Source organism: Paragemmobacter ruber (assembly GCF_009908315.1).
Taxonomy (GTDB): Bacteria; Pseudomonadota; Alphaproteobacteria; order Rhodobacterales; family Rhodobacteraceae; genus Paragemmobacter; species Paragemmobacter ruber.
Genome location: NZ_JAAATW010000001.1, coordinates 1,080,059 through 1,104,414 on the forward strand (window position 1 = coordinate 1,080,059; position 24,356 = coordinate 1,104,414).

General features: G+C 65.1%; 23 protein-coding genes and 1 other RNA gene. 17 read left to right on the forward strand and 7 right to left on the reverse strand.

Annotated elements, in window-relative coordinates:
• Positions 1-18: 18 nt before the first annotated feature.
• Together GU920_RS05210 and GU920_RS05215 are read right to left on the reverse strand one after the other, a co-directional pair.
• Complete coding sequence (locus GU920_RS05210) at positions 19-1,953, reverse strand: extracellular solute-binding protein (RefSeq protein ID WP_161765881.1); 1,935 nt, start codon at positions 1,951-1,953, stop codon at positions 19-21.
• Between the two features lie 180 nt (positions 1,954-2,133).
• Positions 2,134-2,658, reverse strand: coding sequence for a c-type cytochrome (locus GU920_RS05215; protein WP_161765882.1), 525 nt, complete (start codon positions 2,656-2,658; stop codon positions 2,134-2,136).
• A 125-nt stretch (positions 2,659-2,783) separates the two neighbouring features.
• Here GU920_RS05215 and GU920_RS05220 point away from each other — a divergent pair, with 125 nt between their 5' ends.
• Positions 2,784-3,617: a prephenate dehydratase gene (locus GU920_RS05220; RefSeq protein ID WP_161765883.1), complete on the forward strand. Its 834-nt coding sequence runs from the start codon at positions 2,784-2,786 to the stop codon at positions 3,615-3,617.
• Positions 3,618-3,645: 28 nt separating this feature from the next.
• On the opposite strand, the gene GU920_RS05225 is transcribed toward GU920_RS05220, so the two are convergent.
• Together GU920_RS05225 and nudC are read right to left on the reverse strand one after the other, a co-directional pair.
• The gene (locus tag GU920_RS05225; protein WP_161765884.1) at positions 3,646-4,119 is read right to left on the reverse strand and encodes an SRPBCC family protein; all 474 of its coding nucleotides are present in this window, start codon (positions 4,117-4,119) and stop codon (positions 3,646-3,648) included.
• Between the two features lie 81 nt (positions 4,120-4,200).
• Positions 4,201-5,145 (reverse strand): NAD(+) diphosphatase, encoded by a 945-nt coding sequence (nudC, locus tag GU920_RS05230; protein ID WP_161766534.1) that lies wholly within the window; start codon positions 5,143-5,145, stop codon positions 4,201-4,203.
• A 242-nt stretch (positions 5,146-5,387) separates the two neighbouring features.
• Here nudC and GU920_RS05235 point away from each other — a divergent pair, with 242 nt between their 5' ends.
• From GU920_RS05235 to dctP, 7 genes are all read left to right on the forward strand, one after another.
• The gene (locus tag GU920_RS05235; RefSeq protein WP_161765885.1) at positions 5,388-7,202 is read left to right on the forward strand and encodes a bifunctional 2',3'-cyclic-nucleotide 2'-phosphodiesterase/3'-nucleotidase; all 1,815 of its coding nucleotides are present in this window, start codon (positions 5,388-5,390) and stop codon (positions 7,200-7,202) included.
• Between the two features lie 36 nt (positions 7,203-7,238).
• Positions 7,239-7,865, forward strand: coding sequence for an HAD family hydrolase (locus GU920_RS05240; RefSeq protein WP_161765886.1), 627 nt, complete (start codon positions 7,239-7,241; stop codon positions 7,863-7,865).
• A 77-nt stretch (positions 7,866-7,942) separates the two neighbouring features.
• Positions 7,943-8,039: signal recognition particle sRNA small type (gene ffs, locus GU920_RS05245), an RNA gene on the forward strand.
• 442 nt (positions 8,040-8,481) lie between these two features.
• A complete protein-coding gene (locus tag GU920_RS05250; RefSeq protein ID WP_161765887.1) occupies positions 8,482-9,336 on the forward strand; it encodes a transketolase in 855 nt (284 codons plus the stop codon).
• On the forward strand, positions 9,333-10,364 hold the full coding sequence (locus GU920_RS05255) for a transketolase family protein (protein ID WP_161765888.1): 1,032 nt from the start codon (positions 9,333-9,335) through the stop codon (positions 10,362-10,364). The genes GU920_RS05250 and GU920_RS05255 overlap by 4 nt, the downstream gene beginning before the upstream one ends.
• A 53-nt stretch (positions 10,365-10,417) precedes the next feature.
• Positions 10,418-11,170, forward strand: coding sequence for an SDR family NAD(P)-dependent oxidoreductase (locus GU920_RS05260; protein WP_161765889.1), 753 nt, complete (start codon positions 10,418-10,420; stop codon positions 11,168-11,170).
• 120 nt (positions 11,171-11,290) lie between these two features.
• Positions 11,291-12,097, forward strand: a complete 807-nt coding sequence (gene dctP, locus GU920_RS05265; protein ID WP_235933153.1) for a TRAP transporter substrate-binding protein — start codon at positions 11,291-11,293, stop codon at positions 12,095-12,097.
• Positions 12,098-12,152: 55 nt separating this feature from the next.
• Here the strand turns inward: dctP and GU920_RS05270 are convergent, their stop codons facing one another.
• Positions 12,153-13,148, reverse strand: a complete 996-nt coding sequence (locus GU920_RS05270; RefSeq protein ID WP_161765891.1) for a LysR substrate-binding domain-containing protein — start codon at positions 13,146-13,148, stop codon at positions 12,153-12,155.
• Positions 13,149-13,319: 171 nt separating this feature from the next.
• On the opposite strand from GU920_RS05270, the gene GU920_RS05275 reads away from it, so the two are divergent.
• The 9 genes from GU920_RS05275 to recR all read left to right on the forward strand — a co-directional run bounded on the left by GU920_RS05275 (position 13,320) and on the right by recR (position 21,702).
• On the forward strand, positions 13,320-14,795 hold the full coding sequence (locus tag GU920_RS05275; RefSeq protein ID WP_161765892.1) for a sugar ABC transporter ATP-binding protein: 1,476 nt from the start codon (positions 13,320-13,322) through the stop codon (positions 14,793-14,795).
• A complete protein-coding gene (locus GU920_RS05280; RefSeq protein WP_161765893.1) occupies positions 14,792-15,787 on the forward strand; it encodes an ABC transporter permease in 996 nt (331 codons plus the stop codon). The genes GU920_RS05275 and GU920_RS05280 overlap by 4 nt, the downstream gene beginning before the upstream one ends.
• 35 nt (positions 15,788-15,822) lie before the next feature.
• Positions 15,823-16,782, forward strand: a complete 960-nt coding sequence (locus GU920_RS05285) for a substrate-binding domain-containing protein (protein ID WP_161765894.1) — start codon at positions 15,823-15,825, stop codon at positions 16,780-16,782.
• A gap of 63 nt (positions 16,783-16,845) precedes the next feature.
• Positions 16,846-17,739: an amidohydrolase family protein gene (locus tag GU920_RS05290; protein WP_161765895.1), complete on the forward strand. Its 894-nt coding sequence runs from the start codon at positions 16,846-16,848 to the stop codon at positions 17,737-17,739.
• A 377-nt stretch (positions 17,740-18,116) separates the two neighbouring features.
• Entirely contained in the window at positions 18,117-18,374 is a 258-nt protein-coding gene (locus GU920_RS05295; protein ID WP_161765896.1) for a hypothetical protein, read from the forward strand.
• 160 nt (positions 18,375-18,534) lie between these two features.
• A complete protein-coding gene (locus GU920_RS05300; protein WP_161765897.1) occupies positions 18,535-20,289 on the forward strand; it encodes a DNA polymerase III subunit gamma/tau in 1,755 nt (584 codons plus the stop codon).
• The gene (locus GU920_RS05305; RefSeq protein ID WP_161765898.1) at positions 20,265-20,681 is read left to right on the forward strand and encodes a hypothetical protein; all 417 of its coding nucleotides are present in this window, start codon (positions 20,265-20,267) and stop codon (positions 20,679-20,681) included. The genes GU920_RS05300 and GU920_RS05305 overlap by 25 nt, the downstream gene beginning before the upstream one ends.
• Before the next feature lie 57 nt (positions 20,682-20,738).
• Complete coding sequence (locus tag GU920_RS05310) at positions 20,739-21,092, forward strand: YbaB/EbfC family nucleoid-associated protein (RefSeq protein ID WP_161765899.1); 354 nt, start codon at positions 20,739-20,741, stop codon at positions 21,090-21,092.
• 1 nt (position 21,093) lies between these two features.
• Entirely contained in the window at positions 21,094-21,702 is a 609-nt protein-coding gene (recR, locus tag GU920_RS05315) for a recombination mediator RecR (RefSeq protein WP_161765900.1), read from the forward strand.
• A 357-nt stretch (positions 21,703-22,059) separates the two neighbouring features.
• On the opposite strand, the gene GU920_RS05320 is transcribed toward recR, so the two are convergent.
• Positions 22,060-23,127 (reverse strand): maleylacetate reductase, encoded by a 1,068-nt coding sequence (locus tag GU920_RS05320; RefSeq protein ID WP_161765901.1) that lies wholly within the window; start codon positions 23,125-23,127, stop codon positions 22,060-22,062.
• Positions 23,128-23,156: 29 nt separating this feature from the next.
• A complete protein-coding gene (pcaF, locus tag GU920_RS05325; RefSeq protein WP_161765902.1) occupies positions 23,157-24,356 on the reverse strand; it encodes a 3-oxoadipyl-CoA thiolase in 1,200 nt (399 codons plus the stop codon).

Consider the following 24,356-nt stretch of genomic DNA (forward strand, 5'->3'; position numbering starts at 1 on the left):
CGGAATTGTGCCTTCCGTTTACCTGATCGCGCCCGCAGCGCGCAGGGCTTCGGCCTTTTCGGCGTTGAACCACCAGAAATCAAGCTCGCCCAGCGCGTAGGGCGGCAGATTTGCCGGGTGTTCATACATGTCGAGATAGGCCACCCAATCCGCCGCCTTGTACCATTGCGGCACCCAGAACCGTTCCGCCCGCAGCACCCGGTCCAGCGCCTTGGTCGCCACCGTCAGCTCGTCCATCGACTGGGCGCCCATCACCACATCAATCATGCGGTCCACGGCGGGCGATTTCAGGCCCATGATGTTGAAAGCCGACACATCCGCCGTCGCAGACCCGTAGAACTGCTTCAGCTCCGATCCCGACAGATAGCCCGACCGCGCATTGCCCACGACGATATCGAAATCATAGGCGGGCGGGCGCGTGCGGCTTTCCATCTGCGCATTGTCGATCCCCGTCAGCACGGCATCCACGCCCAGCGCCTTCAGGTTTTCTACAAAGGGGATGATCACCCGGTCGAAACTGGGCGAGTCGTTCAGGAACTCCACCCGCAGCACCTCGCCGGCCGCATTGCGGCGCAACCCGTCATCGCCCACGGCCCAGCCTGCCTCGTCCAGCAGGGCGGATGCCGCGCGCAGATTGCGGCGGTCCAACTGCCGCTCGCCACTGGTGGGCGCGGGAACCGGCGGATCGGTCAGGATGGCGGCGGGCAGCAGCCCCTCGTCCACCAGGGGCTGCAAGAGCGCCACTTCCTCAGGCGACGGCGGCCCCTCGGGTTCCATCATCGAGTTTTCCCAGACCGAATCGATCCGGTCATAAAGCCCGTAGAACAGCGTGGCGTTCGACCATTCAAAGTTGAACATCAGACCGATCGCTTCCCGCACCCGCGGATCCGTGAACTTGTCGCGCCGCAGGTTGAACATGAAGGCCTGACCGCTGGCCTTCGCGCCCGACGGGACCTCTTCCTTTTTCACCCAGCCACTGGCCATCGCCGGAAAGTCATAGCGCGTGGCCCATGTGATCGACGATGCCTCGGTGCGGAAGGTGTAGTCACCGCCCTTGAAGCCCTCAAAAGCCGCGTCATAGTCGGCGTAATATTCAAAGCGGATGGTGTCGAAATTGCCCCGCCCGCGATTGATGGGCAGGTCCGCACCCCAGTAATCCGGGTTGCGCCGCCAGGTGATCGACTTGCCCACATCCACGCGGTCCAGAACGTATTGCCCGGTGCCGAGGAAGGGGGTCATGCTGGATTTCTCAAGGTCCAGACCATTCGCCTCGTAATGCGCCTTCGAGATCACGGGCAGACCGCCCACCTCGGACGGCAGGTCGCGGGTGGGAATACCGGTCTTGAAGGTGAACTTGATCTGCTGGGGACCCAGAACCTCGGCCGTTTCCACCTGTTCTGCCAGAACCGTGCGGAAATCGGTCAGGCCCTTGGTCAGGAAGGTCTGGTACGAGAACAGCACATCCTCGGCCGTCATCGGGGTGCCATCGGCAAAGGTCACATCGGGCCGCAGGTTGAAGATGACCCAGGATCGGTCGGCCGGATACTCCATCGTCTCGCACAGCAGGCAGTAAGAGGTGCCGATCTCGTCTGCCGTGGCCGTCAGGATGGATTCATACGGCGCCGAGGCCAGCGCGGCGGCGCGGCCCTGCACGGAATAGGGGTTCAGGCTGTCGAACCCGCCAAAAGCCCATTGCGATATCTCGCCGCCCTTGGGCGCATCGGGATTGACGTAGTCGAGATGGGGGAAGTCGGCCGGATACTTGGGCGGATCGCCGAAGGTGGTGATCGCGTGGCTGACGGTGACATCGCCCTGCGCCTTGGCCGCCACGCCCCAAGCGGCCAGTGCCAGCGCCACAAACCCCGCCCCGATCCATCGAAAGCCGGACCCTGCCTGCTGTGCCGCCCGTGCTGCAACCTTCGCCTGACCCGCACCGCCACCGCGTCTGATCATCCCGTACTCCCCTGCCACGGACGGCTGACCCGTCCATCGTCTTGATCGGAAGCTAGACCGCCTTGCCGCAAAGTCACAAGTTGCGTTTGCGTGAAAGGCCGCGCGCGGGGGGCCTTCGCAAAGCAAAAGGCCGTCTCCCCAACGGGAAACGGCCCCTTTTTTCGGCATGACGCCCGTCGCTTACTGCACGGTCGCCAGATAGGCGATGAGGTTTGCACGCTCTTCGACGTCAGGCAGACCCGCGAACGACATCTTGGTGCCCGGCATATAACCCTTGGGGTTCTCAAGGAAGCCGTTCAGGTTCTCGGGCGTCCACACTTCGCCCGTCAGAGCGGCCAGCGCGTCGGAATAGGCATAGCCCGCCGACGTGCCCTTGTTCTTGTCCACGATCCCGTTCAGGTGCGGGCCCACGCCATCCGACCCGTCCAGCTTGTGGCAGGAGCGGCACTTGGCGAAGACCTTCTCGCCATCGGCGGGCACCGCAGCGGCGTAGACAGTGGCAAAGTCGGGCGCGGCCTCGGCATCGGCGCTGGCGGTTTCAGAGGCGCCCGTGTCGATCGAATAGGCCTGCGCGATCTCTTCGCCGCCATGCGAGTCATGCCCGACGTGGTAGAGGCCTTCCCCCGCCCACGCTGCAAGAAGATAAACCAGCAGCGACCCGCAAACCGCACCCGTTGCCTTGGTCAGAGTCATCGTGTCGAACATGTCGCGCCTTCCTTTGGCCGTCCTTTGGCGGGGTATGTATCCGCTTCCCCCATCAGGTTTCAAGGTATACTAGCGCGACCAATCGCCCCTCTGCCGGGGTTTTTTGCTGACGGAGCCTGCCACAAATGACGGGACGCATCGCCTTTCAGGGGGAACCCGGGGCCTATTCGCATCAGGCCTGCATGCAGGCCCGCCCGGGGATGGAGGTCGTGCCCTGCCAGACCTTCGAGGATGTGGTGGAACTCACCCGCTCGGGCGAGGTGGAGTTGGGCATGCTGGCGGTGGAGAATTCCACCTATGGCCGGGTGGCCGATGTCCACAGCCTTTTGCCCAAGGCCGGGCTGCATATCGTGGACGAGGCGTTCGTCCGCGTGCATGTGAACCTGCTGGGCGTGCGCGGCGCACGGCTGGACCAGATCACCGAGGCGCATGGCCATGTCGTGATCATCCCGCAATGCGCGGCCTTCCTCAAGGCGCATGGCATCAAGGGCCGTGTCAGCAGCGACAATGCCCGCGCCGCGCGCGAGGTGGCCGAGGCTGGCGATCCCGCCCGCGCCGCGCTGGCCAGCGAACTGGCGGCCGAGATCTACGGTCTGGACGTGATCGCCCGGCATATCGAGGATCACGCCAACAACACCACCCGTTTCCTTGTGATGTCGCGCGACCTGAACCCCGCGCGGCGCGGTGCGGGCAAGATGATGACGACCTTCACCTTCCGCGTCCGCAACATCCCCGCCGCGCTGTACAAGGCGCTGGGGGGCTTTGCCACGAACGGCGTGAACATGACCAAGCTGGAAAGCTACATGGTGGGCGGCAGCTTCACCGCGACCGAGTTCTATGCCGATATCGAAGGCCATCCCGACGATGCCAACGTCAAGCTGGCGCTGGACGAGCTGCAGTACTTCACCACTTCGTTCAACATCCTTGGCATCTACCCGGCCGACAGGGAGCGCGGCTGAGGGGGAGCGCGGCTGATAGGGAAGGCGGCTACAGCGTCGGCTGGCCGATGAAACGCTGCTCGATATCACGGGCGACAGCCTGCAACCGGGCGTCATACTTGCGCTGCACCCGGCCCTTGGCCAGACGCATCGACTGAATGAACAGCCGCGCGGCCAGCGTGCGCGGCTTCATGTCCACCTGCATGAGCATCCGGGTCCGCTTGGCGGCGAGTTCGACCAGTTCGATGTTCATCACACCCTCGACCGACGGGCCGTCAAAGGCGAGGGAAAGGTTCAGGTTGGGTTGCAGCTTTGTCAGCCGCACCTGCAATTGCCGCTCGCGCCCGCGCCACGCGAAACGGGCCTGCCATGTCATGCCGGGGCCGGCCGCGCGCAGCTTGTCGGTGCGATGCACGTCCGCGCCGCGCCGCATGGCCGAACGCTCCCACGCCTCGAAATCCGAGAGCGCCGCGAAGACAAAGGCGATGGGCGCCCCGATATCCGTCCTGCCGCTAAGCTTCATTCCAGCCCTGACCTGCCAATGGCAACCACTTTACCCACCTCACTTTTCAACCGTGGACCGCCTTATCCGGCCAAGGTGGGCCTAATCAAGCCTGTCGGCAAGCCAGTTCGCAATCAGGAAATGCGCAATCGCACCGCGACGGGCCGGTTTGAGGCGCGGATGCTGCCCTGCCATCACGGCGACCATCTCTTCCCGGCTGACCCAGAGCGCATCCTGCAACTCGTCAGGATCAAGGGTGATCTCCTCGCTCAACGCTTCGCCCGCGCAGCCGAGCATGAGGCTGGCCGGAAAGGGCCAGGGCTGGCTGGCCAGATAACGCACCGCCCCCACGCGGATGCCCGCCTCTTCCAGCACCTCGCGCCGGACGGCGGCTTCGACCGTCTCGCCGGGTTCGACGAAACCGGCCAGAAGCGAATACATCCCTTCGGGCCAGTTTCCGTTGCGCCCGACCAGCACGCTGTTGCCGCGCGTGATCAGCATGATGACCACCGGATCGGTGCGCGGGAAATGTGATGCGCCACAGGCCGGGCAGACCCGCTGCCATCCCCCCTGCGCCATATCCGTGGCCGCGCCGCAAGCAGCGCAGAAGCCGTGGCTGCGGTGCCAGTGCAGCAGGGCCTTGGCGGTGGCGGCAAGTTCGGCATCAAGCGGCGTCAGCGCCGCCATCACCGCCCGCAACTCGCGATAGGCGTAAGGGTCCGGCAGCGCCGGATGGCGCTGTTCGGAAGTGTCGAGAAACCCTTGCTCCACCCCTGCCGCCCCTGCCTCGGGCGACCAGGTCGAGGTGTCGCTGGCAAAAAGCGCCTGCCCCTCGACCCGCCCCAGAAAGACCGGCTCGGACGCAGCCGCCAGCACCGGGCTGTCTGGCGGGACCCAACCCAGCGCCTCGGGCCCCGCGCAAAGCGGCTTGCCGCGCCACAAGGGCAGGACACGCGCCCCGGGCAACAGCGCCGCGGCATCGCCGCGCAGGGCGGCCGCGCGATCATAGCCCGCGCCTCCAAAGGTCACCGTCTCTGCGATCCGCATCCGATCCTCCGCACCGCCCGGGCCATCAGCGCCGACAGGCGCCCTCATGCCATGCCCGCCGCAGCAAGGCAAACCCACAGGCCCGGCGCGGCTAAACCGACATAGAAACAAAGCGGGTGGGGCGACCGACTGACCCAGCGTAAACTTCGCTTGCGCATATTCACGCAAGGGTTGTAAACTAAACCTTACAGGGTGCGGACACCAACCCGCGGCCCTGCTTTACGATTTTGGGGAGTGCGCCCATGCCCACGCTTGTGGCCATGCTCAGATTGCTTGCGACGTCGGATCTGCACGCGCATGCCTTTGGCTGGGATTACCACGGCGACAAGCCGCAATCGGGCCTGGGCCTTTCCGATCTGGCGCATCTGATTGATACCGCGCGGGCGGAATGTCCCAATACCTTGCTCGTGGACAATGGCGATTTCCTGCAGGGCAGCCCGCTGGGCGACTGGGCCGCAGAACAAGGCAGCGACCGGACCCATCCGATGATCTCGGCCATGAACGTGCTGGGCTATGATGCGGCAACGCTGGGCAACCATGAATTCAGCCATGGCCTGCCGCTTCTGCGCCGGGCGATCAGGGATGCGGATTTTCCCTTCGTTTCGGCCAATCTGCGCCCCCTCGACAACGGGCCTTTCGCGGAACGGTCGATCCTGATCGACCGCGTCCTGTCGGATGGCCAAGGCAAGAGCCGCCCGATCCGCATCGGGATCACCGGCGTCGCGCCGCCGCAAACGGTGGTCTGGGAGGCGAATAGGATCGACGGGCAGGTCGCCGCCTGCGATGCCGTGCCCGCCGCGACACATGCCGTCAACGCGCTGCGCGATGCCGGGGCAGATGTGGTGATCCTGCTTGCCCATACCGGGCTGGGCGAGGTGACCCACCACCCCGGAATGGAGAACGTGGCCCAGCCGCTTGCACGCCTGTCGGGGGCGGATGCCATGGTGATGGGCCACACCCACCTGATCTTTCCCGCGCCAGAGGATGGATCGGGGCCGACCGGTGAAGATCATCTCGGCGGAACCCCGGCCGTGATGCCGGGCTTCTTCGGATCGCATCTGGGGCTTATCGACCTGACGATGCGGCACGATGGCAGCCAGTGGTCGCTGTCGGGCGGCAGTGCGACCCTTCTGCCCACGGCGCCCGCCGCGCGCCCCCATCATGGCCTGCAACGCGCCTGCGGCGCCGCGCATGAAGCCACGCGAAACTGGCTGAGCCGCCAGATCGGGCATAGCGATATCGGCCTGCAAAGCTATTTCGCGCAGATCGCCCCCTGTCACACCATGCGCCTCGTCGCAGCGGCGCAGGCCTGGCATGTGCGCCAGCGGCTGGCGGAAACCCCCTTGGGCGACCTGCCGATCCTGTCATCGACGGCCCCGTTCCGCGCGGGGGGCCGGGGCGGGCCGGACAACTTTACCGATATCCCCCCCGGACCGTTGGAGTTGCGGCACGCGACGGACATCTATCCCTTTCCGAACACCGTGGTCGCGCTGCGGGTGACGGGCGCCGAACTGGAAGGCTGGCTGGAGCGCGCGGTGATCCAGTTCGCAACGATCGACCCGGACCAGACCGATCAGCCGCTTGTCCGCCCGGACAGCCCAAGCTTCGACCTCGATCTGATTGCCGGGTTGACCTTCGCCATCGACGTGACCGAACCGCCGCGTTTCGATGCGCGCGGGGTCTGTGTCAATGCGCAGGCGCATCGGATCCGCGATCTCACCCGCAACGGGCGGCCGATCGCGCCGGATGAGGTGTTTATCCTTGCCACCAACAGCTATCGCGCGGCGGGCAGCGGTGGCTTTCCCGGCTGCTGGGCAGAGCGCATCGTGCTGGACGACAAGACCGCCACCCGCGCGGCGCTGGTGGACTATCTTGCTGGGGCCAACAAGCAGGACACGATGGCCGAATATGACTGGACGTTCCGCCCTGTGGGAACGCGCGTGACCTTTGACACCTCGCCCCGCGCGGCGGCGCATCTGCGGCACATCGCCCGCCTGAACCCCGAACCCGCCGCGGGGGCAGGACCGGGATACCTTCGCTTTCACCTGCATCTGTAATGGGATAAGCAGGCCGCGACCGGAACGGAGCGTCCCATGTTCGATGCCATCTTCTTCGACCTCGACGGCACCCTTGTCGATACGGAAAGCCTTGCCCTGACATCAGGGCTGAAGGCTTTTGCCGATCTGGGCCATCCCGTGGATCTGGCCTTCATGCACGGGCTGGTGGGCAAATCGCAGCCACAGACGGCGGCGATCATCGTCGGGGCCTTTCCGACGCTGGACCTCGGCCAGTTCCACAGCGCCTGGAATACCGGGTTCGAGGCGCTGATGCAGAACGGGGTGCCGCTCAAGCCGGGCGCGGCAGAGCTGCTGGAGATGCTTGAACATCCGCTTGGCCTTGTGACGTCGAGCGGGCGCGCCGGCGCGCATCACAAGCTGGGTCTGGCGGGCCTTGCGCATCATTTCCGGACCGTGGTCACCTTCGATGACGTGGCGGCGCCGAAACCCGCGCCGGAACCCTATCTGGTGGCGGCCGAACGGCTGGGCGTGGACGCCGCGCGCTGCCTCGTGTTCGAAGACAGCGACATCGGCGCGGAAGCCGCGCATCGGGCCGGGTGCACCGTGGTGCAGGTGCCGGATGTGGCGCCGACCGACGGGCGTTTCGCACGGCACCTGGCGGCTGATCTGCTGGCCGGGGCGCGGGCCGCCGGGATCATCTGACGCCGGCCCCGCATCCCCCGGTCGCGCGGCCCGTGGCGCCGCTTGCGAATCCGGGATCATGCGCCTATGTAGGCGGCGAGAGGTTGGCGCGGGCAGGCGCCTCGCCAACCCGGTCAGGACCGGAAGGTAGCAGCCGTAACGAGCCCCGCTTGGGTCGTTGTCCAGCCTCTCACCCTTTCCCCTTCATGCCGTTGAGATCTGGGGAACCCCTTGCAGGCAAGGCGTTTGGCCGGGGGTTTGGCAGGCGCTTGCGCGACATTCGCTGCGGTAACACGGGGTTTCGGACAGCACGCAGAACGCGCCCTTGGTTCGCGAAAGATGGCGTGTGCGGATCGTCGCGCCAGAAGACCTGCGCCACATCCTCGGACGCGACATCATCATCGAGATCGGCCGTCCCGATCACATCCGCGCCTTGACATGTCTGGATCCCCCGATCGGGGGGAGATCGGCAGCAGTCCAAGTCACCCCGAAACCCTTCATCAGGCTGGAGAGGAGCCCAGAGTCTACGCCAGGGCCATGAAGCCGTGCTTCACAAACTGTAAACAGAACATAACGGACTTTGCAGCCTGTCCCGGTTTAACTGCCCATAAGCGGTTCGCCGCGCAGGGAGGAGTCTATGACAGATCATGGCCGCATTGCTGCGGCGTCCAACGTTTCGTTGGCGCTGCGTGCATGGAACATTCGCCGAAAATCGCTGCTCATGGGCGAGGTTCAGGGGCAGGGCTATATCGGCCAGGCGCTGGGTGTGGCCGACGTTCTGGCCGCCTCCTATTTCCACGCCCTGAGGTATGATCCGAAGGATCCGGAATGGGAAGGGCGCGACCGGTTCCTCCTGTCGATCGGTCACTACGCCATCGCCCTTTATGCCGTCCTGATGGAAGCGGGGATCCTGCCTGAGGACGAGTTGGAAACCTATGGCATGGATGACAGCCGGATGCCCATGTCTGGCATGGCCTCTTACACGCCGGGGATGGAGATCACAGGCGGGTCGCTGGGCCAAGGCCTCGGCATTGCGGTCGGCATGGCGATGGGGTTGAAGCGCAAGGGCAATCCGGCCTTCGTCTACAATCTGATGTCGGATGGGGAGCTGGGCGAAGGGTCCACTTGGGAAGCCGTCATGTCCGCGGTCCAGCACCGGCTGGACAATCTGATCTGCCTTGTCGATTTCAACGACCAGCAGGCCGATGGCAAGACAACAGCCGCGCTGGCCACCGGCGATGAACGAGCGAAATGGGAAACCTTCGGCTGGCACGCCCAACGGGTGGACGGCAACGATCTTGATGCCGTGGTCGCCGCCTTCGATGCCGCCCGCGCCGTGACCGAGGCAAAACCGCGCGTGATCATCTTCGACACGACCATGTGCAAGGGCGTTCCCTTTCTGGAAACGCGCGAGATCACCCATTTCGTCCGCGTGGAGGCGGATGAATGGTCCAAGGCGCTGGCCGTTCTGGAAGAAGGAAAACCGGCATGACCCTCGCCTCAATGGTCCGCAAATACGAACCTCGGCGCGTCCCCGAGGTGAAGGTCGCCACCACAGCGATGATCGCAAGCCTTGCCGCGGAAGGCTATGACACGGTGACCGCCCCCTTCGGCGCGGCACTGGTCGATCTGGCGAAACAGGATGATAGGATCGTCGGGCTTTCGGCGGATCTGGCGAAATACACCGACCTGCACATCTTCGCCCAGGCCATGCCCGACCGCTTTTATCAGATGGGTATGGCCGAACAGGTGCTGATGTCGGCAGCGGCCGGACTGGCGCGCGAAGGCTTCATCCCCTTTGCCACCACCTATGCGGTCTTTGCCAGCCGCCGCGCCTATGACTTCATCGCTATGGCGATCGCCGAAGAGAACCTTCCGGTCAAGATCGTCTGCGCCCTGCCCGGCCTGACCACCGGATACGGGCCGAGCCATCAGGCAACCGAGGATCTGGCGATCTTCCGCGGCCTGCCGAACATGACGCTGATCGACCCCTGCGATGCGACGGATGTCGCGCAGATGGTGCCTGCAATGGTGGCGCATCCCGGGCCGGTCTATGCGCGCCTGCTGCGTGGCAAGGTGCCTTCGGTCCTGAACCGCTACAAGCCGGACTACCAGTTCCAGCTGGGCCGCGCGCAGACGATCCGCGCGGGGCGGGATGTCCTTGTCATCTCGACCGGCATCATGACGATGCGGGCTCTGGATGCGGCCGAGGTCCTTGCCAAGGACGGTGTCGATGTGGCGGTCCTGCACGTCCCGACGATCAAGCCGCTGGATCGCGAGACGATCATGGCCGAGGTTGCGCGCGGGGGCCGACTGGTCGTGACCGCCGAGAACCACAGCGTTGTCGGCGGACTGGGCGAGGCGGTGGCCGGCACCCTGCTGCAGAACCGGCTTGCGCCGCGCTTTGGCATGATCGGCCTGCCCGACGCCTTTCTCGAGGCCGGCGCCCTGCCGACGCTGCACGAAATGTACGGCCTGTCGGTCAGCAAGGTTGCCGAAAAGATCAAGGGCTGGCTCTGAGGCCCGCCACAAGCCCCGCAAGGGCAAATCAAGAACGAGGGAGGAAAGGGTCCATGGGCCTGCTGGACGGACGTATCGCGATCATCACAGGGGCCGCGTCACCGCGCGGTCTTGGCAAGGCCACCGCGCGGCTCTTTGCCGAACATGGCGCCAGGGTGGTCATTCTTGACCTCGATGCCGATCAGGCGTCCGCTGCCGCCGCCGATCTGGGCGGGGGGCATCTGGGCCTTGCCTGCAATGTGACCGACAAGGCCCAATGCGAGGCGGCGGCGGCAGCGGTGACCGAAAAATGGGGCCGGATTGATGTGCTGGTTAACAATGCAGGCATCACCCAACCCCTGAAGATCATGGATATCGGCCCGGCAAACTATGATGCCGTGCTGGATGTGAACCTGCGCGGGACGCTTTACATGACCCAGGCCTGCATCCCGCAAATGCGCAACCAGAAAGCGGGCAGCGTGGTCAATATGTCGTCGGTCTCGGCGCAGCGTGGGGGCGGCATCTTTGGCGGCCCGCATTATTCGGCGGCCAAGGCCGGGGTGCTGGGCCTGACCAAGGCGATGGCGCGGGAACTTGCCCCGGCCAATATCCGCGTGAATGCGATCTGCCCGGGGTTCATTTCGACGGACATCACCGCCGGCAAACTGACGCCCGAAATGATGAAAGGCATTCTGGACGGCATTCCGATGGGCCGTGCGGGCGAGGCGTCGGATGTGGCGGGTTGTGCGCTGTTCCTTGCCTCGGATCTTTCGGCCTATTGCACCGGGACCGAGGTGGATGTGAACGGCGGGTCGCTGATCCACTAGGCCGGGCCAAACCGACCTTAGCAGTCTGATCCTGCACGGGACCAACACGGCATTTTTCGCCGTGCTGGAGAGGCATGAAGTTTTCAACCGCTTACCTCCACCAAATCCGGCGTGATCCAGATGACCGCGAACAGCCAATGGGCGACCGGGCAGATCGTGCCGGAAATCAACGCCATCGGCCTGCCCTTCCTGTTCGCGGACGCCCCCACGGCCTGGCGTGTGCTGGACGGCGATGCCGGCGCGATGATTGACGAAAAGGCACAGGCGGCCGGTCTTGAGGGTCTTGCCTTCCGGGACAACGGCATCCGCCATGTCAGCCACATGTCGAAATCCATCGCGACGCCTGCCGATCTGGCCGGGATGAAGATCCGCACCCCGCCGGATGACATGACCATCGCGATCTTCACCGCCCTTGGCGCGAACCCGGCTCCGCTGGCCTTCGCCGAACTGCCGACCGCCCTTCAGTCGGGCGTTTTCGGAGGGCAGGAGAACCCGATGACGAACATCTATTCATCAAAGATCCACGAGATCACGAAGTGCATCAGCCTGACGGGCCATAAATCCGAAAGCGCGCCGCTGCTGGCGTCGCTGGCGTGGTGGTCGTCGCTTTCGCCGGAAAATCGGGGCTGCGTCCAGAAATCGGCGACAGCCGCAATGTGGTATCAGCGCGGGCTGTCCTGGGAGGCCTCTTCGGCCCTGATGGAGCCGCCGGAGGCCGTGGCCTTTGCCCTGCTGATCGGCGCCTTTTTCCATCGCGACCTGTCGATCGGGCTGTACACCCCGCCCGTCGGGACGACGTTGTTCATTTCCTCGGCGATTGCCCGCACGGGCATCGGGGAAACGACGCGGGCGCTGCTGCCCTTCTATCTTGCGGCGATCCTTGTCCTGCTGGCGTTTTCCTACATACCGGCCCTGACGATCTACTGACGATCCCGCCAGCGCGGGGAGAGGGCGGCCCGCCATCCAGGCCGCCCTCTTTCGTTCAGGCCCCTTCCATGCTGCCGTCGGGATCGCTGAAACCCGCCCGGCGTTCAAACCGCATGCGATGCCCTCGCTCCTGCAGCCAGACGCGGGCGACATCCGTGTCGCGGCTTCCCACCCCTTCCACCCAGTTCGAGAAGAGCTTGACCGACCGTCGGCCCATCTGACGTGCCGGACAGACCAGCCAATAGGCAGGAAACTCGATCGTTTCAAACTCTGTCGACAGCGGCACAAGTTCGCCCCGGCGCAGTTCTTCGAAGGCAAGTGTCGTGCTTTCCAGGATCACCCCGCCGCCATCCTTGGCCAGTTGCACCGACATGGACGACCGGTCGAAACGATAGGGATAGGACATCGTCACCCCCTGCACGCCATTGCGCGGCAACCAGTAATCCCACCGGAAATAGGCCTTCACGCTGTCGATCAGCCTTGCCCGCGCCAATTGCACCCGCGGATCGGGCGAGATGCTGCGCAACTCTTCCAGATAGGCGGGCGAACACATCGGCAGGATCAGGTCATGGACCACGCATTGGGAATACAGCCCGGACCACCCGCCTTCGCCATAGCGCAGGTCCAGATCAATGATCTCTGTCTCGAATTCGGAAAAGCTCGGGGTGGCATCGACCCGCAAGTCCCAGTTGGGGTACTGGCGCACGAATTCGATCAGCCGCGGCGCAAGCCAGCGCACCCCAAAGGACGGGCTGACGCGGATCAACAGGTTGAAGCTTTCGCGCTGCCGGACGATCGCGGCCCGCACCTCGCGGATGGATTGAAAGGCCTGACTGGTGGTCTGGAACAGACGTTCGCCATCAATGGTCAGACGCAGATGCCGCTTTTCCCGATGGAACAGCTTTACGCCCAGCTGCTGCTCCAGAAGCCGGATCTGCTGACTGACCGCCGAGGCAGAGACCTGCAGTTCCCCGGACGCGCGGGAGATGCCGCCCAAACGGGCGACCGCCTCGAAATGCGCCATCGAGTTCAGGTTCAGGTCACGCGCCATGATCCATCCTTAAGCTGTGCTTCATAGTTTTAGAAGAATACTGCATTGATGCAACGCTCCTTTGTCCCCACCATGATCGCGGGGTGGAGGAGATAATCCCATGAAATTCAAGTATATCGCCTTTAGCGGGGCGAGACCGGCCGCCCGTTTGCCATATGGGCGGGCCGCGTGATGCGCGATGCAAGGGCCACTCCCCTGCTGGCGGCGCGGGATGTGCAGAAAAGCTATGGCGCAACGCATGTGTTGCGGGGTGTGGACTTCACGCTGCGCGCCGGGGAGATCCACGCGCTTCTGGGTGGAAATGGTGCGGGCAAGAGCACGCTGATCCGCATCCTGACCGGCAAGATCCCGCGTGACGCAGGCGAGATTACCACGGCATCACACCGCCGCCCCGGAACCGATCCGGTCATCGCTGTAGTGCATCAAGAGCTGGCCCTACTGCCCAATCTGACCGTGGCGGAAAACATCGGGATCGTCCATGGCAGGCGCGTCTTCGGGCTGCACAGCCCGGCGCGCCAGGCGCAGATCGCCTTTGATGCGCTGCGCGTGCTGGATGCGGACCTCGCGACGCGGGCCCTGCATCTGCCTGCCTCGGGGTTGAGCCTGCACGAAGCGCAGATCGTCGAGATCGCACGCGCCCTGTCGATCGGCGCAGAGGTTCTTCTGCTGGATGAACCGACAGCCAATCTGACGGCGCAGGAAACCGCGCTGTTCTTCGGCGTGCTTCGCAAGCTGGTTGCCGACCAGGGCATCGCCATCGTTTTCGTATCGCACCGCATGAAGGAGATCCGCCAGCTTTGCGATCGCTGCACGATCCTGCGCGATGGCAGAAGCGTTGTGGAAGACCGTTCCCTGTCGGACCTGAGCGATGCCGAGATCGTGGCCCAGATGGGCCAATCGGACCGGCGTGAACCGGTGGCTGCGACACGGGCGCAGATGTCGGACCAACGCGATGTCGTGCTGGCCGGACCGGACGGCGCGGAAATCGCGCTGGCGGCCGGAACCATCCTTGGCCTTGCTGGCGCGCCAACAGGCCCCATGGCCCTGATCACCGCCCTGACGGGCGGGGCACGCCACCCCCAGTGGCGGATCACGGCCGAAGGGATGCCGTCCAGCTTTTCAAGTCCCGGGACGGCCGTGAAGCACGGGATTGGCTACATCTCGGGCGATCGGGCCGGCAAGGGTGTGCTGGCCGACCTGCCGATCCTCGACAATGTGATGGCGGCACGCCGCATCCGGCAAGGCCGCCATGTCATCCATGCGAAGGAATTGGTGGACTGTGCCGCGCTTGTCGGGTCGCTGAAGCTGAAGGCGGCATCGCTTCACGATCTGCCGCGCACGCTTTCGGGCGGAAACCAGCAGAAGCTGCTTGTGGCGCGCTGGCTTGGCCTGCCGCTTCGGGTGCTTGTGCTGGAGGAGCCGACGCGCGGCGTCGATATCGGGACGAAGCGGGACATCTACGGCCTTATCCGACAGATGGCCGCGACGGGGGCCATCGTCATCTGGTGGTCCACCGAGAACGCCGAATTGCTTGAACTTTGCGATCGGATTTTCGCCTTCGACACGCAGGGACGACCGGCGGGCGATCTTTCCGCTGATCGCTTTACCGAAGAAGGCATTGCAGAACGAACGGGAATGGCAGCATGAGCGACACAACTAGAGACAGCCCGGCCGAGAGCGCCCTGCAGGCGCGTCCCCCGGCCATCTGGACGGGCTATCGCACCGAGATCGCCATCCTGCTGGCCATCATCGTGCTGATGCTTTCGGTCGGGGCCTTTGTTCCGCAGGCGCTGAGCGGGGGGAACTTCCGCAACATCCTGCAGGCGGCGGCCCCCCTTATCATCATGTCGCTCGGGGTGCTGCTTGTGGTGCTGACGGGGGGGATCGACCTGTCGGTCGGTTCTGTCTTTTCGCTGACGGGGATGGTCGTCGCCCTTGCGATGGATCAGGGGGCGGGCGCGCTTGGGGCCACGGCGCTGGGTCTGGCGGTCGGGCTGACCTTCGGCGCGATCAACGGCGCGCTGGTCACGCTGGTGGGACTGGCGCCCTTTGTCGTGACACTCATCACCTATGCCGTTGCGGGAAGCCTTGCCTTCATCGTGACGAACGGGCGGTCGATGCCGATCGGGGCGCCGGATTACTGGCTGATCAATTCAGGCCAGATCATCCCCGGGCTGCGCAACCACATCCTTTACTGCATCGTGCTGATGGTGCTGATCGAATTTGCCCTGCGCAAGCTGGTGGTCGGGCGCTGGTTCTATGCGGTCGGCACATCGGCCCCGGCGGCGCGACTTCTGGGCATCCCGGTGCAGCGCACGCGCTTTGCGGCCTATGTGATTTCGGGCCTGCTCGCCTCTTTCGCGGGGATCGTCACTGTCAGCTACATCCTGAACGCCGAAGCGATGGCGGGCGCCAGCCTGATGCTGCAGGCCATCGCCGCCGTGGTGATCGGCGGGGCAAGCCTTGCCGGGGGAACCGGCAGCGCCATCGGCGCCGTGCTGGGCGCGCTGATGATCACCTGCATCCAGAACGCGGTGAACCTGATCGGAGTGAACAGCTTCTGGCAGGGCTCCGTCACCGGCATGGCGATCCTGATTGCCGTGCTGATCGACCGGTTCGGCAAAGCGGACCGGACCTGAACAACAAGACTCATCGAAACGGGAGGAAACCAACGATGATGAAGACAGCCCTACTTGCCACGACCCTCGTCGCCGGCCTGACCGGTGCCGCATCGGCGCAGGACAAGTTCACCGTGGCCTATCTGGCCCCCTCTCTCGATATCTCCTACTGGCAGTGGGTGGGCTATGGCGTCAGCCAGAAAGCCGCCGAACTGGGGATGGAGTATGTCGAATACACGTCAGACAATTCGCCCGCCAAGCAGATGGACAATGCGCGCACGGCGGTGACGGCGGGCGTGGATGCCATCGTGATCGGGCCGGTCAGTTCGACCTCGACCCCGCCGCTGCTGGATTACCTTGCAGCGGAGAATATCCCCGTGGCCTTTGCCGGCATCGGCCCGCAACCGGGGCTGACGAACTACACGTCCTCGGTCACCGCCAACAACTATGAAACCGGCCGTGCTCAGGCCGCGTTCACCTGCGAACTGGCCAAGGAACGTGGCGGCACCAAGGTGGGCATGTTGTCGCTGCCGCAGGACCGCGAGAATGCCCAGAAATATCTGGCCGGGGCCAAGGAGGCCTTTGCCGAGAACGGTTGCGAGCTGGTCCAGATGCTTGAAACCCGCGGGTTGACGATCAACGAGGCGGTGACGCAGGCCAATGACCTGATGACGGCGCATCCCGACATCAAGGCGATCTACGGCATGTATGACGAGGCCGGCACCGGCGCTGCCAAGGTTCTGGAAACGATGGGCCTGACCGGCAAGGTCGGCATCACGGTGGCGGATGGAAGCCCCACGACCATCGGTCTGCTGAAGGCGGGGGCGATCAACGGCATCTTCTTTCAGGAAGCGGTCGGTCAGGGGATCGACGGCACCCAGCAGGTCTACAATGCCCTGACGGGTGCCGAGGTGACGCAGGACCTTGCGCTGGTGATGCCGCTGGTCACCGCCGACAAGATCGACACGCCCGAAGCGCAGGCCGTTATCGCCCGCGTCTTCCCGCCGTCGAACTAAAGCGCCAGACTGTCGGCGGCGCCTTGCCCGGCTGCCGCCGACCGCATGCCCAAGGAGGAACCCATGACCGACATCCCGATCATCGACCCCCATTTCCACCTGTGGGATCTGGAGACGAATTACTATCCCTGGCTGTCGGACGGGGTGAAGCCTTCGGCCTTTGGCGACTATACGGCGATCAACAAGACCTATCTCATCGGCGATTTCCTGGCCGACGCCAAAGGGCAGAACCTGGTGAAGGCGGTCCACCTCGATGTGGGATACGATCCCCGGGATCCGGCGGGTGAAACCCGCTGGCTGCAAGGCGTAGCGGACAAGTCCGGCTTTCCCCACGGGATTGTCGGCTACGCCGATTTCCGCAAGGCGGATGTAGCCGATCTGCTGGACGAACACCGGCAATATGCCAATTTCCGTGGCATCCGGCAGTCGATGAACTTTCACCCCGATCCCGCCAAGACCTATCTGTCCGAACCCTTCGTCAGCCGCACGCCGGAATGGCGGCGCGGCTTCCGGGAATTGGCCAGGCGCGATCTGTCTTATGACCTGCAGCTTTACTTCTGGCAGATCGACGAATTCATCGACCTCGCTCACGCCTTTCCGGACACGCAGATCATCCTGAACCACACGGGCATGCAGGTGGACGGGCCGCAGCTTTTCGACGGGTGGCGCAAGGCGATGCACCGGCTCTCCGACTGTCCGAACGTGGCTTGCAAGATTTCGGGTCTGGGGATGGGGGACTGGACCTGGACGACCGAAAGCATCCGCCCCTATGTCGAGGCGGCGATCGACGCTTTCGGCACGGATCGGTGCATGTTTGCGTCGAACTTTCCGGTGGACAAGCTGTTTTCAAGCTATGGCGCCATCTTCGATGCCTTCAAGGCGATCACCGCAGGCTATAGCGAGGCCGAGCGGCGGGCGCTGTTCCACGACAACTCCGCACGGATCTACAGGCTGTAGCGAGAAAGGGCCGGTCCCGCCCGGGCGGGCAGATCACCGGCCCTGCCCCCCGGAATTCATGCGCGGAACGGGTGCGGCGCATCTTCATAAAAATGCACAATGGAGGTGCAGGGTGCAGATCGCGCCACCTTTTCGCACGTCAGGCACATAGATTTTACAAAGCCGTAACAGGAAACGGGCGGTTTTCGTCCTTTTCGGCCGGGTCTGCAGGCCCCTACGAAGAAAAAGGCCCATGTTTCAGTAACTCTCGCACATTTTCCGGTGATCAGCCGCGATCAATCGGTGATTTCACAAACCGGGGGGGGCGACCCTATCTGCCTTTCATCTGATCGCGACTGCCGATCAGCAACTGATAAAATGGTATGAAGGAAAAGATCATGAAAAACGTCATCGCGACTTCCGCTCTGCTGATCCTCGTGGCTGGCGCCGCTTCGGCAGCGGGCAACGACAGCCGCCAGCGCGCCGACTTCAACCCGGCGCCCGTCACGCCCGCCCAGACGGTGCAGGTCGAGGCTGGTGCGATCTACAAGAGCAACAAGGAACTGAACCGCGCCGGTGTGTCGGCGGATGAGAGCGTCCAAGTGACGGTCATCCCGAGCTCGGGCCTTGTTGACAAGCGCGACGGCGACAACTGATCGGTCCTGACCGATCCAGTTTGACGCCTACGGGGATTGGGGGTGTCCGCGCGCTGCGGGCGCCCCCAAAACTTTTGCCGACGCACCGTTTGCCAAGGCACCGGGCGATATTGCCCCCGCCTCCGATGTCGCACTAAGTTGGCAACAACAAGGAGCGACCATGTCCGACACGCCCGACAAGGCCTATCAGGTTCTTGCCCGCAAGTACCGGCCCGAAACCTTTGCCGATCTGGTGGGGCAAGAGGCGATGGTGCGCACGTTGAAGAACGCCTTTGCCGCCGATCGGATCGCCCATGCCTTTGTGATGACGGGCATCCGGGGGACCGGCAAGACGACCACGGCGCGGATCATCGCCAAGGGGCTGAACTGTGTGGGCCTTGATGGCACGGGCGGGCCGACGACCGAGCCTTGCGGGCAGTGCGAACCCTGCCGCGCGATTGCCGAAGGCCGCCATGTTGACGTGATGGAGATGGACGCCGCCAGCCGGACCGGGGTGGGCGACATCCGCGAGATCATCGACAGCGTGCATTATCGGGCGGCCAGCGCGCGCTACAAAATCTATATCATCGACGAGGTTCACATGCTGTCGAACAGCGCGTTCAACGCGCTGCTAAAGACGCTGGAGGAACCGCCCGCGCATGTGAAATTCATCTTCGCCACGACCGAGATCCGCAAGGTGCCCGTCACCGTGCTGTCGCGCTGCCAGCGGTTCGATCTGAAGCGGATCGAGCCCGAGGTGATGATGGGCCTTTTGCGCAAGATCGCCACGGCGGAAGGCGCGCAGATCACCGATGGGGCGCTGGCCCTGATCACCCGCGCGGCGGAAGGATCGGCGCGGGATGCGACGTCGCTGCTGGATCAGGCGATTTCCAATGGCGCGGGCGAGGTGACGGCGGATCAGCTGCGCGCCATGCTGGGGCTGGCGGATCGCGGGCGCGTGCTGGACCTGTTCGATCTGATCGTGACGGGGGATGCAGCCGGGGCCTTGGCGGAACTGGCGGGGCAATATGCCGACGGGGCCGATCCGATGGCCGTGCTGCGCGATCTGGCCGAGATCACGCATTGGATTTCCGTGATCAAGATCACCCCCGCCGCCGCCGAAGACCCGACCACCCCGCCCGATGAACGCGCGCGGGGCAGCGACATGGCGGCGCGGCTGCCGATGCGGGTGCTGACGCGGATGTGGCAGATGCTGCTGAAGGCGCTGGAAGAGGTGGCGCTGGCGCCAAATGCGATGATGGCCGCCGAGATGGCGGTGATCCGGCTGACGCATGTGGCCGACCTGCCCGATCCCGAAACCCTGATCCGCAAGCTGCAATCGGCCCCGCAACCCGGGCCGGGCGCGGGGGGCGCGCCTGCGGGCGGTGGCGGGGGGGGCCGCGTTGTCCATGCCCCGGCGATGCGGATGGCGCCGGCGGCGCCCGCGCGCGGGCCGGTGATGCAGGGGGGACAGGCCCTGGCCGTGGCGGAAGGGACGCTGCAGGTCTATGCCAGCTTTGATCAGGTGGTCGAACTGATCCGTGAAAAGCGCGACATGAAGCTGCTGTACGAAGTGGAAAGCGGTGTCCGGCTGGTGCGCTATGCGCCCGGGCGGATCGAGTTCCAGCCCGCGCCGGAGGCGCGGCCCGATCTGGCCGCACAGCTTGGCCAGCGGTTGCAGATGTGGACCGGCGCGCGCTGGGGCGTATCGGTGGTGAATGAGGGCGGCGCCCCGACGATTGCCGAGGAACGTGACCGCGCGCGGCTGGAGGCCGAGGCGGCCGCGATGCAGAACCCGCTGGTGCAGGCGGTGATGGCGGCCTTTCCCGGCGCGAAGATCGCAGAGATCCGCACCCCCGCCGCGCTGGCCGCCGCCGCAGAGGCCGAGGCGCTGCCCGAGGTCGAGGACGAATGGGACCCGTTCGAGGACGGCTGATCGCCGCGCTGGCGCTGCTTGCCGCATCCATGCTGGCCGGGCCTGCAAGGGCCGGGGTCTGCGCCGATCTGCGCCCGGATTGGGTGGCCGGGGAAGGTACGTTCGGGGCGCTGGCAGAGGCGGGCTATGTGCTGGGATCCCCGATCGGGATGATCCTGCTGGCGCTGGTGGGGCTGGCGCTGATCTGGCCGCGCCGGTGGCTGGCGGTGGTCGTGGCGCTGCCGGTTCTGGGTTTGGCGGGGCTGTTGTTCCTGTCGCGGCAGGCCGAGACGGCGGCGCAGGCGATGGCCGAGGGGTGCATCGGCGGGATCGGGCCGACGGTGGTGTTTCTGGTGCTGCTGGCAGCGGCGGTTCTGGTGCGCGGGTTCCGGCCACGCCGCCGCGCGGCTTGAAGCCCGGGGGGCCAGCCCCTATCACTGGGGTAGGCGTGGCATGGAAGGAGCGGGCGGATGCTGAAGGGATTGGGCGGTCTGGGCGGGCTTGGCGACATGGCCAAGATGATGAAGGCCGCGCAGGAGATGCAGACGAAGATGGCCGAGATGCAGGAGCAACTGGCCAGCACCGTGGTGATGGGCGAGGCCGGGGCGGGGCTGGTGAAGGCGCGCGTCACGGCGAAGGGCGAGGTGACGGGGCTGGACATCGACCCGTCGATCCTTGTCGCGTCCGAAAAAGAGGTGGTGGAGGATCTGATCGTCGCCGCGATCAAGGATGCCCAGGCCAAGGGCCAGCAGAAGATGGCCGATGAGATGCGCCGCATGACCGAGGCGCTGGGTCTGCCCGCCGACATGAAGCTGCCGTTCTAAGATGCCGCCCCCCGGCGATGGCCCGCGCGAGATCGAGGCGCTGATCGACCTGATGGCGCGGCTGCCGGGGCTTGGCCCCCGGTCGGCGCGGCGGGCGGTGCTTGTGCTGCTGAAACGCCGCGGGGCGCTGATGGCGCCTTTGGCGCAGGCCATGGCGCAGGTGGCGCTGTCGGCGCGGGATTGCCGGGTGTGCGGCAATATCGGCACGGCGGATATCTGCGCCATCTGCAGCGACGACCGCCGCGCGACGGGCGAGATCTGCGTGGTCGAGGATGTAGCGGACCTTTGGGCGCTGGAACGGGCGGGGGTGTTCCGGGGGCGCTATCACGTGCTGGGCGGCACGCTGTCGGCGCTGGATGCCGTGGGACCCGAGGAATTGCGCATCCCCGCGCTGATCGACCGGGTGGGATCCGAGGGCGCGCGCGAGGTGATCCTTGCGCTGAACGCCACGGTGGACGGGCAGACGACGGCGCATTACATCGCCGATGCGCTGGCGGGGACCGGGGTCACGGTCACGTCGCTGGCCCAAGGGGTGCCGATCGGGGGAGAGTTGGATTACCTCGACGACGGCACGCTGGGCGCGGCGCTGCGGGCGCGGAAGTCGTTCTGAGGGCGGAAAGGAATAGGGCACGGGATACGCCTCACGCATCCTGTCCAGCAGGATACGGATCGGTCTTAGGACAATTGGACGAAGCCTGCTGCGGTAGTCCGGTGGGGATCACTTGGGCTATTTGCGCCAAGTCTGAGATAAGCGACGGGCGGGAGGCGGATGTTCTCTGCACCACTCAACAACGTCCGCTATCGGGACGAAGCGGACGTTTGCTGTTGCAGCATAGATAGTTCCTCCACTCGTGGTAGACGCGCTGTTCAAGGCCCTTAGCGGATGTTCGTCTTGGCCTGGGAAGGATTTGTTGTTTCAACCTAGTCATTTGGCTGAAGCAGTAGGTTTGGCCGGCTCAAGTTTGCTCTATGGCTCTCGGCCTTCCAAAGCATCTTGCAACAGCCTGCGCAGCGCGGTGGGGGTAACTGAGCGGGGGTTCCAGTAGGGGTTTCGTGTGGCTAGATCCACGGCGCGGTCGAGGTCGGCTTCCCTGAGACCGAGGTCGCGGAGCGCCGTTGGCGCCTTCATGCTGGTGGCGAAAGCGTGGAGGGCTTGGCCTGGGCGGATTCCTCCGAAGATTTCGTTGATCGGTGCCAGTTCGCGTGCCGCTGCGGTTTCGTTATAGGCGATGGCGTGGGGCAGGATGATGGCGTGGGTTTCGGCGTGGGGCAAGTCGAAGCTGCCGCCGAGGGTGTGGCAGAGTTTGTGATGCAGCGCCATGCCGACCGTGCCAAGGACGGTGCCACAGAGCCACGCGCCATAGAGCGTTTCGCCGCGGGCGTGCAGATCGTCAGGGGTGTCGAGGACGCGGGGCAGGGCATCATGAAAGGCGCGCAGGCCTTCGATCGCCATGAGGGTGGAGACGGGCGAGCGGTTCTGGGCATAAAGGCCTTCTGCCGCATGGGCCATAGCGTTGAGCGCGCTGGTGACCGTCATGGATACGGGCAGGGTGCGGACAAGCTCGGCATCATAGAGGATGACTTCGGGCCGAACCTTGGGGGTGGTGATCGTGGTTTTCTGGCCATTCTCTGTCTGGCCAAGGATGGCGGTCGCCTCGGACCCGGCATAGGTGGTGGGGATGACGATCTGCGGCAGATCGGTGCGCAGGGCGATGGCCTTGCCGAGCCCCGTGGTGGAGCCGCCCCCGATCGCGAGAAGGCAATCCGCGCCACTTTCGAGGGCGAGCGCTGTCGCCTCTTCGCTGATCGCGATGGGGGTGTGCATCGCCGCCTTGGGAAAGACGCCCGCGGCGCGGGGGCCGAGCAGGGCTGCGAATTCGGCGCCCGTGTCGGCCTGTTGCGGGGTGGTCAGGATCAAGGCACGGCTCAGGCCGAGGGTGTCCATCTCTTCGCCGACCTTGTGGCGGACCCCCGCGCCAAAGCGGACGCGCATGCCGGGAAGGGTGGTCGTGAACTGATCGAGGAAGAGGGACATGGGGCCTGTCTTTCGGTTCTTGGTGTGGGTTAGACCCGTTCCAGCGCGATGCTGATGCCTTGGCCCACGCCGATGCACATGGTGCAAAGGGCGCGTCTGCCGCCGGTGAGGGTCAGTTCCAGTGCGGCTGTTCCGGTGATGCGGGCGCCTGACATGCCCAGCGGGTGGCCAAGCGCGATGGCCCCGCCGTTGCGGTTCACGCGGGGGTCATCATCCGCGATGCCAAGCTGGCGCAGGGTGGCGATGCCTTGGGCGGCGAAAGCCTCGTTCAACTCGATCACATCGAAATCGGCCTGGGTCAGGCCGAGGCGGGCAATCAGCTTTTGGCTGGCCGGTGCAGGGCCGATGCCCATGATGCGCGGCGGCACGCCGGCCGTGGCACCGCCGAGGATGCGGGCGATGGGGTGGAGGTTGTGGCGCCTTGCTGCCTCTTCAGAAGCGAGGATAAGGGCCGCCGCCCCGTCATTGACGCCCGAGGCGTTGCCCGCCGTTACAGAGCCGTTGGGGAAAAGCGGCCTGAGCTTGGCCAGCGCCTCTGGCGTGGTGGCGCGGGGGTGTTCGTCGCGGTCCACGGTGACGGGATCGCCCTTGCGCTGGGGCAGGGTGACGGGGGTGATTTCCCGTGCAAGCCGACCATTGGCCTGCGCGGCGGCGGCCTTGGCTTGGCTGGCCAGCGCCATGGCATCCTGTGCCTCGCGGGGGATGCCGTAGTCGTCGGCGACGTTCTGGCCGGTCTGCGGCATGGAGTCGGTGCCGTAGGCCGCCTGCAGGGCGGGGTTGATGAAGCGCCAGCCGATGGTGGTGTCGTGGATCTCGGCGTGACGGGAAAAGGCTGTGTCGGCCTTTGGCATGACGAAAGGCGCGCGCGACATGGATTCCACGCCGCCCGCGATCATCAGGTCTGCCTCGCCCGAGGCGATCTGGCGCGCCGCAGTGAGAACGGCATCCATGCCAGAGCCGCAAAGGCGGTTGATGGTCGTGCCGGTGACAGTGACGGGCAACCCCGCCAGAAGGAGCGACATGCGCGCCACGTTGCGGTTATCCTCGCCCGCCTGATTGGCACAGCCGAAGATGACGTCGTCGACCGCCTGCCAGTCCACGCCCGCGTTGCGCTCCACAAGCGCGCGGAGGGCAATGGCGCCGAGGTCATCGGGCCGGACCGAGGCAAGCGCGCCGCCGAAGCGGCCGATGGGGGTGCGGATGTAGTCGCAGATATAGACGGGGGGCAT

Coding starts and splice junctions, on each gene's coding strand:
- GU920_RS05235 (WP_161765885.1), top strand. CDS start 5,388: ATGCCCACGCTTGTGGCCATGCTCAGATTGCTTGCGACGTCGGATCTG.
- GU920_RS05285 (WP_161765894.1), top strand. CDS start 15,823: ATGATGAAGACAGCCCTACTTGCCACGACCCTCGTCGCCGGCCTGACC.
- GU920_RS05260 (WP_161765889.1), top strand. CDS start 10,418: ATGGGCCTGCTGGACGGACGTATCGCGATCATCACAGGGGCCGCGTCA.
- GU920_RS05290 (WP_161765895.1), top strand. CDS start 16,846: ATGACCGACATCCCGATCATCGACCCCCATTTCCACCTGTGGGATCTG.
- GU920_RS05270 (WP_161765891.1), bottom strand. CDS start 13,148: ATGGCGCGTGACCTGAACCTGAACTCGATGGCGCATTTCGAGGCGGTC.
- GU920_RS05240 (WP_161765886.1), top strand. CDS start 7,239: ATGTTCGATGCCATCTTCTTCGACCTCGACGGCACCCTTGTCGATACG.
- GU920_RS05250 (WP_161765887.1), top strand. CDS start 8,482: ATGACAGATCATGGCCGCATTGCTGCGGCGTCCAACGTTTCGTTGGCG.
- GU920_RS05305 (WP_161765898.1), top strand. CDS start 20,265: ATGGGACCCGTTCGAGGACGGCTGATCGCCGCGCTGGCGCTGCTTGCC.
- GU920_RS05320 (WP_161765901.1), bottom strand. CDS start 23,127: ATGTCCCTCTTCCTCGATCAGTTCACGACCACCCTTCCCGGCATGCGC.
- pcaF (WP_161765902.1), bottom strand. CDS start 24,356: ATGCCCCCCGTCTATATCTGCGACTACATCCGCACCCCCATCGGCCGC.
- GU920_RS05300 (WP_161765897.1), top strand. CDS start 18,535: ATGTCCGACACGCCCGACAAGGCCTATCAGGTTCTTGCCCGCAAGTAC.
- GU920_RS05220 (WP_161765883.1), top strand. CDS start 2,784: ATGACGGGACGCATCGCCTTTCAGGGGGAACCCGGGGCCTATTCGCAT.
- GU920_RS05215 (WP_161765882.1), bottom strand. CDS start 2,658: ATGTTCGACACGATGACTCTGACCAAGGCAACGGGTGCGGTTTGCGGG.
- GU920_RS05280 (WP_161765893.1), top strand. CDS start 14,792: ATGAGCGACACAACTAGAGACAGCCCGGCCGAGAGCGCCCTGCAGGCG.
- GU920_RS05255 (WP_161765888.1), top strand. CDS start 9,333: ATGACCCTCGCCTCAATGGTCCGCAAATACGAACCTCGGCGCGTCCCC.
- GU920_RS05210 (WP_161765881.1), bottom strand. CDS start 1,953: ATGATCAGACGCGGTGGCGGTGCGGGTCAGGCGAAGGTTGCAGCACGG.
- GU920_RS05275 (WP_161765892.1), top strand. CDS start 13,320: ATGCGCGATGCAAGGGCCACTCCCCTGCTGGCGGCGCGGGATGTGCAG.
- GU920_RS05310 (WP_161765899.1), top strand. CDS start 20,739: ATGCTGAAGGGATTGGGCGGTCTGGGCGGGCTTGGCGACATGGCCAAG.
- dctP (WP_235933153.1), top strand. CDS start 11,291: ATGACCGCGAACAGCCAATGGGCGACCGGGCAGATCGTGCCGGAAATC.
- recR (WP_161765900.1), top strand. CDS start 21,094: ATGCCGCCCCCCGGCGATGGCCCGCGCGAGATCGAGGCGCTGATCGAC.
- nudC (WP_161766534.1), bottom strand. CDS start 5,145: ATGCGGATCGCAGAGACGGTGACCTTTGGAGGCGCGGGCTATGATCGC.
- GU920_RS05225 (WP_161765884.1), bottom strand. CDS start 4,119: ATGAAGCTTAGCGGCAGGACGGATATCGGGGCGCCCATCGCCTTTGTC.
- GU920_RS05295 (WP_161765896.1), top strand. CDS start 18,117: ATGAAAAACGTCATCGCGACTTCCGCTCTGCTGATCCTCGTGGCTGGC.